Consider the following 15,260-nt stretch of genomic DNA (forward strand, 5'->3'; position numbering starts at 1 on the left):
CAACAATAGACATGATAATGGAGGTTAACGGGATCGAACCGCTGACATCCTGCTTGTAAGGCAGACGCTCTCCCAGCTGAGCTAAACCTCCGGGATTATAATAAACATAAAAGAGCATAAAAATAAAACAAAAAATGCGCGGCAGCGTCCTACTCTCACAAAGGGAAACCCTTCACTACAATCGGCGCTAAGAAGCTTAACTTCTGTGTTCGGGATGGGAACAGGTGTGACCTTCTTGCCATCGCCACCGCACATATCTTGTTTTCAAAGGAACTTCGTTCCCTCAAAACTGAATAGCCACATGATCTACCGGAAAGAAACCATTCTTCCGCCTTACCGTCTGTTTCTTGGTTAAGTCCTCGACCGATTAGTACTGGTCCGCTCCACACATCGCTGCGCGTCCACTTCCAGCCTATCTACCTGATCGTCTCTCAGGGGTCTTACTCATTTAAAATGATGGGAAATCTCATCTTGAGGGGGGCTTCACGCTTAGATGCTTTCAGCGTTTATCCCTTCCACACATAGCTACCCAGCGATGCTCTTGGCAGAACAACTGGTACACCAGCGGTGTGTCCATCCCGGTCCTCTCGTACTAAGGACAGCTCCTCTCAAATTTCCAACGCCCGCGACGGATAGGGACCGAACTGTCTCACGACGTTCTGAACCCAGCTCGCGTGCCGCTTTAATGGGCGAACAGCCCAACCCTTGGGACCGACTACAGCCCCAGGATGCGACGAGCCGACATCGAGGTGCCAAACCTCCCCGTCGATGTGAACTCTTGGGGGAGATAAGCCTGTTATCCCCAGGGTAGCTTTTATCCGTTGAGCGATGGCCCTTCCATGCGGTACCACCGGATCACTAAGCCCGACTTTCGTCCCTGCTCGACTTGTCTGTCTCGCAGTCAAGCTCCCTTCTGCCTTTGCACTCTGCGAATGATTTCCAACCATTCTGAGGGAACCTTTGGGCGCCTCCGTTACATTTTAGGAGGCGACCGCCCCAGTCAAACTGCCCGACTGACACTGTCTCCCTGCCCGATAAGGGCAGCGGGTTAGAGTGTTCCTGCCACAAGGGTAGTATCCCAATGGCGCCTCCATCGAGACTAGCGTCCCGACTTCTACGGCTCCTACCTATCCTGTACATGTGGCAGAAACAATCAATATCAACCTGCAGTAAAGCTCCATGGGGTCTTTCCGTCCTGTCGCGGGTAACCAGCATCTTCACTGGTACTATAATTTCACCGAGTCTCTCGTTGAGACAGTGCCCAAATCGTTACGCCTTTCGTGCGGGTCGGAACTTACCCGACAAGGAATTTCGCTACCTTAGGACCGTTATAGTTACGGCCGCCGTTTACTGGGGCTTCAATTCGAAGCTTCGCCTTGCGGCTAACCTCTCCTCTTAACCTTCCAGCACCGGGCAGGCGTCAGCCCCTATACGTCATCTTTCGATTTTGCAGAGACCTGTGTTTTTGATAAACAGTCGCTTGGGCCTATTCACTGCGGCTGACCTTGCGGTCAGCACCCCTTCTCCCGAAGTTACGGGGTCATTTTGCCGAGTTCCTTAACGAGAGTTCGCTCGCTCACCTTAGGATACTCTCCTCGACTACCTGTGTCGGTTTGCGGTACGGGCAGTTGGTTTCTAACTAGAAGCTTTTCTTGGCAGTGTGGCATCGGGAACTTCGGTACTCAATTTCCCTCCCCGTCACAGCTCATCCGTGCGGGGGAAAGCATTTGACTCTCCCCCGGACTCACTGCTTGGGCGTGCTCTTCCAATCGCACGCTTTCCTTAGCCTCCTGCGTCCCTCCATCGTTCAAACAAAAACAACTGGTACAGGAATATCAACCTGTTGTCCATCGCCTACGCCTGTCGGCCTCGGCTTAGGTCCCGACTAACCCTGGGAGGACGAGCCTTCCCCAGGAAACCTTAGTCATTCGGTGGACGGGATTCTCACCCGTCTTTCGCTACTCATACCGGCATTCTCACTTCTAAGCGCTCCACCGGTCCTCACGGTCCGGCTTCTCTGCCCTTAGAACGCTCTCCTACCACGGAACCCCAATGGGTTCCATCCACAGCTTCGGTGATCTGTTTAGCCCCGGTAAATTTTCGGCGCAGGGTCACTCGACTAGTGAGCTATTACGCACTCTTTAAATGATGGCTGCTTCTGAGCCAACATCCTAGTTGTCTGTGCAACCCCACATCCTTTTCCACTTAACAGATACTTGGGGACCTTAGCTGGTGGGCTGGGTTGTTTCCCTTTCGACTACGGATCTTATCACTCGCAGTCTGACTCCCGGACTTGAATCCATGGCATTCGGAGTTTATCTGAATTCGGTAACCCGAGAAGGGCCCCTAGTCCAAACAGTGCTCTACCTCCACGATTCGTTGATCCGAGGCTAGCCCTAAAGCTATTTCGGAGAGAACCAGCTATCTCCAGGTTCGATTGGAATTTCTCCGCTACCCACACCTCATCCCCGCACTTTTCAACGTACGTGGGTTCGGTCCTCCAGTGCGTATTACCGCACCTTCAACCTGGACATGGGTAGGTCACCTGGTTTCGGGTCTACGACCACATACTCATTCGCCCTGTTCAGACTCGCTTTCGCTGCGGCTCCGCCTTTTCGGCTTAACCTCGCATGGGATCGTAACTCGCCGGTCCATTCTACAAAAGGTACGCCATCACCCCTTAACGGGCTCTGACTACTTGTAAGCACACGGTTTCAGGTACTATTTCACTCCCCTTCCGGGGTGCTTTTCACCTTTCCCTCACGGTACTGGTTCACTATCGGTCACTAGGGAGTATTTAGCCTTGGGAGATGGTCCTCCCGGATTCCGACGGAATTTCTCGTGTTCCGCCGTACTCAGGATCCTGGTAGAGCTGCGTTGGATTTCGCATACGGGGCTGTTACCCTGTCTTGCGCGGCTTTCCAGCCGGCTTCTGCTATCCATTGCAGTCTCACGTCCCAGTCCTACAACCCCAGAGAGCAAGCTCTCTGGTTTGGGCTTTTCCCGTTTCGCTCGCCGCTACTCAGGGAATCGATTTTTCTTTCTCTTCCTGCAGGTAATGAGATGTTTCAGTTCCCTGCGTCTACCTCAAACACGCTATGTATTCACGTGTTTGTAATATCCTATCAAAGATATTGGGTTGCCCCATTCGGAAATCTCCGGATCAATGCTTACTTACAGCTCCCCGGAGCATATCGGCGTTCGTCCCGTCCTTCATCGGCTCCTAGTGCCAAGGCATCCACCGTGCGCCCTTATTCACTTAACCTGTGGTCAAGCTTCGGCCATTGCTGGCCTTTACTATCGAACGTTTTCGTTAAAAAATCGTCCAACGTGTAACGCGGTAAAATGTTTTGGTTTCTTACTTTGTATTTCATGTTATGCTATTCAGTTTTCAAGGAACAAAGATTCATTGAGAGTTGACCTCTCAAAACTGAACAAGAATGATGAACTTCGGCAGGTTCCGTTAAATTCCTTAGAAAGGAGGTGATCCAGCCGCACCTTCCGATACGGCTACCTTGTTACGACTTCACCCCAATCATCTATCCCACCTTAGGCGGCTGGCTCCCGTAAGGGTTACCCCACCGACTTCGGGTGTTACAAACTCTCGTGGTGTGACGGGCGGTGTGTACAAGACCCGGGAACGTATTCACCGCGGCGTGCTGATCCGCGATTACTAGCGATTCCGGCTTCATGCAGGCGAGTTGCAGCCTGCAATCCGAACTGAGAATGGCTTTCAGAGATTCGCTTGCCCTCGCGGGTTCGCTGCTCGTTGTACCATCCATTGTAGCACGTGTGTAGCCCAGGTCATAAGGGGCATGATGATTTGACGTCATCCCCACCTTCCTCCGGTTTGTCACCGGCAGTCTCACTAGAGTGCCCAACTGAATGCTGGCAACTAGCAATAAGGGTTGCGCTCGTTGCGGGACTTAACCCAACATCTCACGACACGAGCTGACGACAACCATGCACCACCTGTCACCTTGTCCCCGAAGGGAACCTCCCATCTCTGGGAATGGCAAGGGATGTCAAGACCTGGTAAGGTTCTTCGCGTTGCTTCGAATTAAACCACATGCTCCACCGCTTGTGCGGGTCCCCGTCAATTCCTTTGAGTTTCAGCCTTGCGGCCGTACTCCCCAGGCGGAGTGCTTAATGCGTTAACTGCAGCACTGAAGGGTGGAAACCCTCCAACACTTAGCACTCATCGTTTACGGCGTGGACTACCAGGGTATCTAATCCTGTTTGCTCCCCACGCTTTCGAGCCTCAGCGTCAATTACAGACCAGAGAGTCGCCTTCGCCACTGGTGTTCCTCCATATATCTACGCATTTCACCGCTACACATGGAATTCCACTCTCCTCTTCTGCATTCAAGTTCCCCAGTTTCCAATGACCTTCCACGGTTGAGCCGTGGGCTTTCACATCAGACTTAAGGAACCGCCTGCGCTCGCTTTACGCCCAATAAATCCGGACAACGCTTGCCACCTACGTATTACCGCGGCTGCTGGCACGTAGTTAGCCGTGGCTTTCTGGTCGGGTACCGTCAAGGCAGGAACAGTTCCTTTCCTGCTTGTTCTTCTCCGACAACAGAGTTTTACGATCCGAAAACCTTCTTCACTCACGCGGCGTTGCTCCGTCAGACTTTCGTCCATTGCGGAAGATTCCCTACTGCTGCCTCCCGTAGGAGTTTGGGCCGTGTCTCAGTCCCAATGTGGCCGATCACCCTCTCAGGTCGGCTACGTATCATCGCCTTGGTAGGCCGTTACCCTACCAACTAACTAATACGCCGCGGGTCCATCCCTAAGCGACAGCACAAAGGCCGTCTTTCCTTCCCCCTCCATGTGAAGAGGGAAACTATGCGGTATTAGCACCCGTTTCCGGATGTTATCCCCCGCTTAAGGGCAGGTTACCCACGTGTTACTCACCCGTTCGCCACTAACGTCCAGGGAGCAAGCTCCCCTTCGGTTCGTACGACTTGCATGTATTAGGCACGCCGCCAGCGTTCGTCCTGAGCCAGGATCAAACTCTCATGTTAAATGTGGACTCTTGTACAGAAATCCGACATGATAAGCTGAATAGCTCTTTTTTTGCTGACTTAATGTTTGCGGTACAAAGTACCGGCTTTATTGTGTGCATCTTCGAAAAGATGCCCTGCACGTTTGGTTCGTTCATTCTTTGTTCAGTTTTCAAAGGTCAAATCCGCTATCACGTATTAGGTGTAACTCTCTTCGTGACAACTTCTTAATATTACCACCTGACTGTTAAAGTGTCAATAGTTTTTTTAACTTTTTTAAAAGTTTTTTTATCGACTTGTTTTTCGTCACTGGCAACTTTTATATAATACCACTGGCTCCATTCAACGTCAACACTTTTATTCCTAAATAATTAAATAAATTAAAAAAGCCGGATAAATCCACCTTTGCTTATGAAAAAAAAGCAAACACGACTTGGAGAGCAACCCTCTTTACGTTACCTTGTATTAGATTTTTAAAAAATAAATTCTAAAATTTTCAGAAAATTACCGAGAGACTTGTTGCTTTAATGGAAAAACTTATTCTGCCCTACTGCATACAAAAAGGGCTTTTTGCAGATGTCAATACACGCAAAAAGCCCTATGAAACAGCTTCGTTATTATTATTTTGAGTATTTATCTTCTATTCTACTGAACCAGAAAGAAAAGATAGTTCCCAATATAAACATCACAATGGAGAAAATGATTGCCATAGGAAAACTTAAACCTGAATTTGCTAATCCTTCGGTAGTTAATGAAGGAAACACAGTTGTAGGGAAAATCGCAACGGATGATCCAACTACCATCCCTAAAATAAAATGGTACATTTTTGAGTAATAGCGTCCAAATAACCAATTCACTAATTTTGCAAATAATAAAACGCATGCGACGAGACCAATCGCCAAAGGAATAATTACGCTGAAATCAAACGCCGAGATTCCTGCCGCCATTTTGTCATACAAACCAAAATAGATTAAGAAGTTACTTGGACTCATACCTGGAACAATCATGCCCAAGCCAACCATAGCTCCTGAGAAAATCCATGCTAGAAAACTTGGCTCAATTTGAGTTAAACTTGCACTTCCCATTAACATTACCAAGAAGATTGCAATGGCAGATATTACCAAGACAGACCAATCTCCTGTGTTCCTGCCTTCTTTTCCAGCTGTTCTAAAGAGGGAGGGGAATGTTCCAGCGACAAATCCAATAAATAGACATGTAAATTGCGCCGCGTATTGTCCAAATGCTTTTTCCACAAATACGGAAAAAACGACGACTCCCACAACGCCCCCTATTCCAATTGGGATAAAGTAACGAACATTTGCCATGAAGTTCTTTCGAATATTACCTAAAAACTTCAACAATGGGTCGTAGACGTTAAAAATAACAGCTAATACTCCCCCAGAAAGACCTGGTAAAATGGCACCAATCCCTACTGCTATTCCTTTTAGCATCCGAATCAACCATTTAGTCGGATTATCTTTTTCTAATATTGCATTATTTTCCTTCACTCAATCTCACCTTCACTTATCTTTTATATTTCTTTATTATTGCGCTTCTAATGTTCCAGTATAACGCAAAGATCGTTTTCTGTCCTATGGAAGACTAACTCTATCTACTATTATATCGATTTTTCTATCTCTGAAAAGATAAGTTTTCTTTCATTTTTCTTAAAAGAACTCCTGATCAATATTTTAAAAAGGTTTGCTATATTTTTGCGTACTTTATATATGAAAGGATGTGTTTGTATGAACTTTATTTATTATGCGTATTTATTTTTTATCGGCAGTTCTTTTGCTTCTTTCTACTATCTGTTAGCAGCGCGTATTCCACGTAGAGAAAAAGTTGTTTGGACACGTTCAAAGTGCGAGAGCTGTCATACCCGTTTAGGTTTTTGGGATTTGTTTCCTGTTTTCTCTTATTTTTATTTAAAAGGCCGTTGCCGTTATTGCGGTCACAGTCTTTCAGCCGCTTATTGTATATTCGAACTTGTTGGCGGCATTTTTTTCATTCAGAACGGACTACATTATATCACTTCGCCAAGAATGTTTTTATTTTACATGTTTCTTTACAGCATACTATTTCTTATAGCAGCCATTGATCAGCAATATTTTATCATTCCCGATTCACTGCAAGTCATCCTATTTCTTCTTTTGTTGGTGGATCGCTACTTAAGCGGAGCTTCATTTGATAAGAGCTGCCTTTATGGATTAGTAGGAATGTTTGCAGTCGGCTTTTTAGCCAGTGCCATGGTTCCAGAGGGTTTAGGGGGAGGAGATATCAAGTTAATGAGTTTGTTTGGTTTAAACTTGGGGTTTTATAACGCTTCTTTTGTCCTTTGCTTTGCTGCGCTTCTTGGACTATTATCTATTTCCTTTAGTCATTTTTTTTATAAACGTAATCTTTCTTCTCCCATTCCTTTTGGCCCTTTTCTTGTCATAAGCTTTTGGCTCATTAAGGAGGGGATTTTGCAGCTTTAGCTGCTTGTAGATACGGTATGCACAACGGTTACGAGTTCTTTAATTTCACAGAGACGGTCTGTGATTTTTAGACATTAATGGTAAGAAAAGCGGACAAGTCCGCCTTGGCCTATGAAAAAATAGGAAATTTGACCCTGAATGAGCAGCGAAGCGCGCAATGGGCCAAATTTATCTTTTTTTCACTAGGTCAGGACTTGGGAGCTAGACATTGATGGCTGAACTTATAATCCCCTAGTCTATAAGAAAAGCGGACAAGTCCGCCTTGACCTATGAAAAAATAGAAAATTTGACCCTGAATGAGCAGCGAAGCGCGCAATGGGCCAAATTTATCTTTTTTTCACTAGGTCAGGACTTGGGAGCTAGACATTGATGGCTGAACTTATAATCCCCTAGTCTACAAAAAAACTCCTATAAAAGTGGCGTACCACTTTATAGGAGTTTTAGTTTATTCTTCTATGTTATCTGTCGCTGCTAGAGAAGCTTCATTATTTTTTGCATCATTGATGCTGTAAACACTTGAAGTTCCTGTATTAACAGGCTGAGGAGACATCTTGCGGTAACGAGCCATACCCGTACCAGCAGGGATTGTTTTCCCGATAATAACATTTTCTTTTAGACCTAGTAAATCATCTGTCTTACCACGTAATGCAGCATCAGTAAGAACACGTGTTGTTTCCTGGAAGGATGCAGCAGATAAGAAGCTGTTTGTTTCCAAGGAAGCTTTCGTTATACCTAGTAATACTGGACGGGCAGTTGCAGGAACTTCGCCTGCTCGAATACTTGCAGCATTTCGATCAGTAAAGTCAGCAATATCCATCAATGTACCTGGTAAGATTTCAGTTGAACCTGGGTCCATGATACGTACTTTACGCAACATTTGGCGAACCATTACTTCAACGTGTTTGTCGCCAATCTCTACCCCTTGCATACGATATACTTTTTGTACTTCACGCAGCAAGTAAGTTTCAACAGATAACACATCACGTACCCGTAATAGTTCTTTCGGTTCGATCGACCCTTCTGTCAATGGATCTCCACGATGAACAAAGTCGCCTTCTTGCACTTTCATACGTCCTGTAAAAGGAACAGAGTAAGTGCGTGTATCGGTGATACCTTTAACGGTTACTTCTTTCGAACGTTCTGCAGCATTCTCGTCGATTGAAATGACATCACCCGTAACTTCTGTAATAACAGCTTGTCCTTTTGGATTACGTGCTTCAAAGATTTCTTGAATACGAGGTAAACCTTGAGTGATATCATCACCGGCAACCCCACCCGTATGGAAAGTACGCATGGTCAACTGAGTACCTGGTTCACCAATTGATTGAGCAGCAATTGTACCAACTGCTTCTCCAACTTCAACTTCGTTACCAGTAGCTAAGTTCATACCATAACAATACTTACATACACCATGACGTGTATTACATGTAAATACAGAACGTATCGTTACTTTTTCAATACCGACATCAACAATTTCTCTTGCTCTGTCTTCTGTAATTAATTCATTATGCGCAACCAATACTTCTCCAGTTTCTGGATGCTTAATTGCTTTTTGTGCATAACGACCAATCAAACGTTCTTCCAATGATTCAATTACTTCGTTTCCTTCACGAATTGAAGTAATATCTAAACCACCATCTGTACCACAATCATCGTCACGAACAATTACATCTTGCGCCACATCAACCAGACGACGAGTTAAGTAACCCGAGTCAGCGGTTTTCAGAGCCGTATCAGTCATACCTTTACGAGCCCCATGAGTAGAGGAGAACATTTCCAAAACAGATAGTCCTTCACGGAAGTTTGAAATAACCGGCAATTCCATGATTTTCCCACTTGGAGATGCCATCAATCCACGCATACCTGCAAGCTGAGTAAAGTTCGAGATGTTCCCACGAGCTCCAGAGTCACTCATCATAAAGATTGGATTTTCTTGGCGCAAGGACTTCATCAGTTCTGCTTGAATTAAGTCTTTTGCCTGGTTCCAAGTATTAATAACATTGTTGTAACGCTCATCGTCAGAAATCAAACCACGACGGAATTGTCTTGTAGTAGCTTCTACTTGTTTATGAGCCTTATCAATGATTTCTTTTTTCGATTTAAGAACGATAATGTCCGCCATTCCTACTGTAATACCTGAACGAGTAGAAATGCTGTAGCCTAAGTCTTTCATCTTATCCAGCATTCTCGAAGTTTCCGTTACTTGGAACTTCTTAAACACAGCAGCAATGATATTCCCGAGATTTTTCTTCTTGAATGGTCCAATAATTTCTTGATTTTCAATAAATTCTTTTACATTCACGCTTGAATCAATAAAGTATTTATCAGGAGTTGCTTCTTCTAAGTTGCCTTGTGTTGGTTCATTTAGATAAGGGAATTCGTCCGGCATGATTGCATTGAACATAACTTTCCCAACTGTTGTTACTAATAATTTATCTTTTTGATTTTCTTTCCATGGTTTGGCAGGCAATGATTTTGTATACAAAGCAATACGAGTATGCAAATGCACATAACCATTTCGATAAGCCATTTCCACTTCGTTTGGAGTAGAGAAAATCATTCCTTCCCCAACTGCACCTTTTTCTTCCATTGTTAAGTAATAGTTTCCTAAAACCATATCTTGAGAAGGGGTAACAACTGGCTTTCCATCTTTTGGATTCAAGATGTTTTGTGCGGCAAGCATCAACAATCGTGCTTCTGCTTGTGCTTCTTCACTTAGTGGAACGTGGACCGCCATTTGGTCCCCGTCAAAGTCAGCGTTATAAGCTTCACACACTAACGGATGTAAACGAATCGCTTTTCCTTCAACAAGTACAGGCTCAAAAGCTTGGATACCTAATCTATGCAAAGTAGGTGCACGGTTCAGAAGTACAGGATGTTCACGAATCACTTCTTCTAATACATCCCAAACATCATCATCCATACGCTCAATCTTACGCTTCGCATTTTTAATGTTTCCAGCTAACTCACGTTGAACAAGCTCTTTCATCAAAAATGGTTTGAACAATTCCAAAGCCATTTCTTTTGGCAGACCACATTGATACATTTTCAAGAATGGTCCTACAACGATAACGGAACGACCGGAATAGTCTACACGCTTACCTAGCAAGTTTTGACGGAAACGACCTTGTTTCCCTTTCAACATATGAGATAAGGATTTTAATGGACGGTTTCCTGGTCCAACAACTGGACGGCCACGGCGACCATTATCAATCAAGGCATCAACTGCTTCTTGAAGCATACGTTTTTCGTTTTGCACGATAATATTAGGTGCATTCAAATCTAACAAACGTTTCAAACGGTTGTTACGGTTAATCACACGACGATATAAATCGTTCAAATCACTTGTTGCAAAACGTCCACCTTCTAATTGAACCATCGGACGTAGATCCGGAGGAATAACTGGAACAACGTCCATTACCATCCATTCCGGTTTATTACCGGAAACGCGGAATGCATCCAATATATCTAAACGACGGATTGCACGTGTACGTTTTTGACCCGTTGCAGTTTTCAAAGCTTCTTTCAGCTCTTCACACTCTGCTTCTAAGTCTACACGCTGAAGCAACTGTTTAATTGCTTCCGCACCCATTGCTGCATGGAAACTATTTCCATATTGTGCACGTTTTTCACGGTATTCACGTTCTGTCAGTAATTGCTTCGCTTCTAAAGTAGCGTCACCTGGTTCAATTACAACGTAACTCGCAAAATAAATAATTTCTTCTAGCGCACGAGGACTCATATCCAATACAAGACCCATACGACTTGGAATTCCTTTAAAGTACCATACATGTGTAACAGGAGCTGCTAATTCGATGTGAGCCATACGTTCACGACGTACTTTTGAACGAGTAACTTCTACTCCACAACGGTCACAGACGATTCCTTTATAGCGAATCCCATTATATTTTCCACAAGAACATTTCCAGTCTTTTTGTGGACCAAAGATTCTTTCACAGAAAAGACCCTCTTTTTCGGGTTTTAATGTTCTGTAGTTAATTGTCTCTGGTTTTTTGACTTCCCCGTAAGACCAGCTACGGATTTTATCAGGTGAAGCCAAAGAGATTTGCATTTGTTCAAAATTATTTACATCTATCAAGGGGCTTCCCTCCCTTTTCTGTTGAGCTGCCCAATATGCTCATCTTACTTATCATGTGCACTGAAGTTTACTGCACGAAAAACAGGATAGGAACAAGGAACATCTTCAGGTTCCTTGTTCAACGATACTTACTCTTCTTCTGATTCTTTTTTAACTTCTGTTTGCTTGTTTAACCGTTCGAAGTTTACCACGTCATCTTCTTCGTCCATGTCGCGCAATTCGATTTCTTCTTTATTTTCATCTAATACCTTCATATCCAATCCTAGTGCTTGTAACTCTTTTACCAACACACGGAAAGATTCTGGTACACCAGGTTTCGGAATTGTCTCGCCTTTAACAATCGCTTCGTATGTCTTCACACGACCAACAACGTCATCTGATTTGTAAGTTAGAATTTCTTGAAGGGTATAAGCAGCACCATATGCTTCCAATGCCCAAACTTCCATTTCTCCAAAACGTTGTCCACCAAATTGTGCTTTTCCTCCTAGTGGTTGTTGTGTAACCAGAGAGTAAGGCCCTGTTGAACGAGCATGCAGCTTGTCATCCACCATATGGGAGAGTTTCAAGTAATACATGATTCCGACAGAAATACGGTTGTCAAACGGTTCTCCTGTACGACCGTCATAAAGAACTGTTTTTGCATCTTTCGCCATTCCAGCTTCTTCTACAGTTCCCCATACATCTTCTTCATTTGCTCCATCAAAAACTGGAGTTGCAATATGAATACCTAGTTGACGAGCAGCCATTCCTAAGTGCAGTTCTAATACTTGTCCAATATTCATACGTGATGGAACCCCAAGTGGATTCAACATAATATCAACTGGCGTGCCGTCTGGCATATAAGGCATATCTTCTTCCGGCATAATTCGGGATACAACCCCTTTATTACCATGTCGCCCAGCCATTTTATCTCCTTCGCTGATTTTACGTTTTTGAACGATATAAACACGAACCAATAAGTTCACACCTGGAGATAACTCATCGCCTGCTTCACGAGTAAAGACTTTCACATCATGAACAATACCGCCGCCCCCGTGTGGAACACGAAGTGAGGTATCACGTACTTCACGAGCTTTTTCACCAAAGATGGCATGTAACAGACGTTCTTCTGCAGAAAGTTCTGTTACCCCTTTAGGTGTTACTTTCCCTACTAGAATATCATTATCGCGAACTTCCGCACCAATACGGATAATACCGCGTTCGTCTAAGTCCTTCAAAGCGTCTTCCCCAACGTTAGGAATTTCACGAGTAATTTCTTCCGGTCCAAGCTTTGTATCACGAGCTTCTGACTCATACTCTTCAATATGAATCGATGTATAAACATCATCTTTTACTAGACGTTCATTCATGATAACGGCATCTTCATAGTTGTAACCTTCCCATGTCATGAAGGCAACAAGTATATTTTGTCCTAAAGCCATTTCGCCTTGTTCCATAGAAGGTCCATCCGCTAAAATATCGCCTTTTTCAACTTCTTCGCCCACGCTAATAATTGGACGTTGGTTATAACAAGTACCCGAGTTTGAACGTTGGAACTTAATTACATTGTACTTATCTAACGCGCCATCTTCGCGGCGTACGCGAATTTCGTTTGCATCTACATACTCCACAACGCCATCGTTATTACACAAAAGAGCCGCACCAGAGTCATGAGCTGCTTTATATTCCATCCCTGTTCCAATAAGCGGAGACTTAGGATTGATTAATGGAACAGCTTGACGCTGCATGTTCGCTCCCATTAGCGCACGGTTGGAGTCATCGTTTTCCAAGAAAGGAATACACGCTGTCGCAACGGCAACAACTTGTTTTGGAGAAACGTCCATGTAATCGACGCGTTCAATCGGAACTTCCAAGTTATCATGAATATAACGAGCCATAACAATATCATTTGCAAAGCTGCCATCTTCGTTTAACAAAGAGTTTGCTTGGGCAACCACAAAATTATCTTCCTCATCAGCTGTTAAATAATCGATTGTATCCGTAACTTTGTGGGTATTCCAATCAACACGGCGATAAGGAGTTTCAATGAAACCATAGTCGTTAATTTTCGCATAAGAAGACAAGCTGTTAATTAACCCGATGTTAGGTCCTTCAGGAGTTTCAATCGGACACATGCGGCCGTAGTGAGAATAGTGAACGTCACGAACTTCATATCCAGCACGGTCACGCGTTAAACCACCAGGTCCCAGTGCAGATAGACGACGTTTATGCGTCAATTCACCCAAAGGATTGGTTTGGTCCATAAATTGAGATAACTGGGAAGAACCAAAGAATTCTTTGATTGAAGCAACAACAGGGCGAATATTAATCAATTGTTGAGGGGTAATTGTTGAAACATCTTGGATAGACATTCTTTCACGAACCACACGTTCCATACGGGATAATCCAATACGGAATTGATTTTGTAATAATTCACCTACTGAACGAATACGACGATTCCCTAAGTGGTCAATATCATCAATATTTCCTAAACCTTCATAAAGATTAAAGAAGTAATTGATAGAAGCAAAAACATCTGCTGTTGTTAGATGTTTAATATCTTCTGCAACTTCACCATTCCCAATAATATTAATTTCTTTCTCAGGATCTGCTTTTGAATAAACTTTTACTACTTGAACATGAACAGGTTCAGTTACTACACCATCCTCCGATGGATGCAAGACAACTTCGTTTAGACCATTGTCCAAATAACTGCCTAGTTTATCCATTACTTCACGGTTTAATTCGGTACCTTTTTCAGCAAGAATTTCTCCTGTTTCAGGGTCAACTAGTGTTTCAGCAAGAATTTGATTGTAAAGTCGTGTTTTGATATTTAATTTTTTGTTTAATTTGTAACGTCCAACAGGCGCTAAGTCATATCTTCTTGGATCGAAGAAACGTGCATAAAGGAGATTACGCGAGCTGTCTGCCGTTTTCGGCTCACCTGGACGAAGACGCTCATAGATATCTTTCAAGCCTTCTTCGGTTCTTGAATCAGAAGAAACTTTATGAACATCTTTTTCGATTGTTAGTTTTAAGCTGTCGTTGTTACCAAAAATCTCTAAGATTTGATCATCTGATCCAAATCCTAGTGCACGGATTAATACCGTTAATGGAATTTTACGCGTACGGTCGATACGAACATAAGAAATGTCTTTTGCGTCAGTTTCAAATTCCATCCACGCTCCACGGTTGGGAATCATGGTATTTCCGAATGTTTCTTTTCCATTTTTGTCAATCTTGTTGTGGAAGTAGACTCCTGGAGAACGTACCAATTGAGAAACGATAACACGTTCCGCACCGTTGATAATGAATGTCCCCATTTCTGTCATTAGTGGGAAATCACCAAAGAATACTTCTTGATCTTTAATTTCGCCCGTTTCTTTATTAATTAAACGAAGCTTCACATAAATAGGAGCTGAGTAGTTTGCATCGTGTTGACGCGCTTCTGCTACTGTATATTTTGGTTCATGCAGTTCATAATCCAAAAAATCTAAGGCTAAGTTACCTGTATGATCTTCAATTGGAGAAATATCACTAAACATTTCTCGTAGTCCTTTTTCTAAGAACCATTGGTAAGAATCCGTTTGAAGTTCAATCAGGTTGGGAAGTTCTAAAACTTCACTGATACGTGAATAACTTCTGCGGGTACGATGTTTCCCGTATTTAACATTGTGTCCTAACAACTTCTTCACC

At 43.8% G+C, this 15,260-nt stretch carries 4 protein-coding genes, 1 tRNA gene and 3 rRNA genes; 1 reads left to right on the forward strand and 7 read right to left on the reverse strand.

Going from position 1 to position 15,260, the window contains the following annotated elements; all coding sequences use genetic code 11:
- Window positions 1–18 precede the first annotated feature (18 nt).
- The 5 genes from EJN90_RS05555 to EJN90_RS05575 form a co-directional block, all read right to left on the reverse strand.
- Window positions 19–91, reverse strand: a tRNA-Val gene (locus EJN90_RS05555).
- A gap of 45 nt (window positions 92–136) precedes the next feature.
- Window positions 137–252 (reverse strand): 5S ribosomal RNA (gene rrf, locus EJN90_RS05560).
- Window positions 253–347: 95 nt separating this feature from the next.
- Window positions 348–3,265, reverse strand: a 23S ribosomal RNA gene (locus tag EJN90_RS05565).
- A gap of 211 nt (window positions 3,266–3,476) precedes the next feature.
- Window positions 3,477–5,030: ribosomal RNA gene (locus EJN90_RS05570) — 16S ribosomal RNA — on the reverse strand.
- Together the 16S, 23S and 5S rRNA genes with 1 tRNA gene alongside form the textbook arrangement of a ribosomal RNA operon.
- A 599-nt stretch (window positions 5,031–5,629) precedes the next feature.
- Window positions 5,630–6,517 carry a DUF368 domain-containing protein gene (locus EJN90_RS05575; RefSeq protein WP_227872592.1) on the reverse strand — a complete coding sequence of 296 codons (888 nt, stop codon included), beginning with the start codon at window positions 6,515–6,517 and terminating at the stop codon, window positions 5,630–5,632.
- A 237-nt stretch (window positions 6,518–6,754) separates the two neighbouring features.
- Here EJN90_RS05575 and EJN90_RS05580 point away from each other — a divergent pair, with 237 nt between their 5' ends.
- Window positions 6,755–7,486: a prepilin peptidase gene (locus EJN90_RS05580; protein WP_164544016.1), complete on the forward strand. Its 732-nt coding sequence runs from the start codon at window positions 6,755–6,757 to the stop codon at window positions 7,484–7,486.
- Window positions 7,487–7,931: 445 nt separating this feature from the next.
- On the opposite strand, the gene rpoC is transcribed toward EJN90_RS05580, so the two are convergent.
- Both rpoC and rpoB read right to left on the reverse strand, forming a co-directional pair.
- Window positions 7,932–11,585: a DNA-directed RNA polymerase subunit beta' gene (rpoC, locus tag EJN90_RS05585; RefSeq protein ID WP_126109340.1), complete on the reverse strand. Its 3,654-nt coding sequence runs from the start codon at window positions 11,583–11,585 to the stop codon at window positions 7,932–7,934.
- A 128-nt stretch (window positions 11,586–11,713) separates the two neighbouring features.
- Window positions 11,714–15,259 (reverse strand): DNA-directed RNA polymerase subunit beta, encoded by a 3,546-nt coding sequence (gene rpoB, locus EJN90_RS05590; RefSeq protein WP_126109342.1) that lies wholly within the window; start codon window positions 15,257–15,259, stop codon window positions 11,714–11,716.
- Window position 15,260: the final 1 nt, after the last annotated feature.

Origin of the sequence: Jeotgalibaca ciconiae, from assembly GCF_003955755.1 — a bacterium.
GTDB lineage: Bacteria > Bacillota > Bacilli > Lactobacillales > Aerococcaceae > Jeotgalibaca > Jeotgalibaca ciconiae.

What these genes read in the sequence shown, in the direction of transcription:
- EJN90_RS05580 (WP_164544016.1), top strand. Translation starts at nt 6,755, where the DNA reads ATGAACTTTATTTATTATGCGTATTTATTTTTTATCGGCAGTTCTTTT.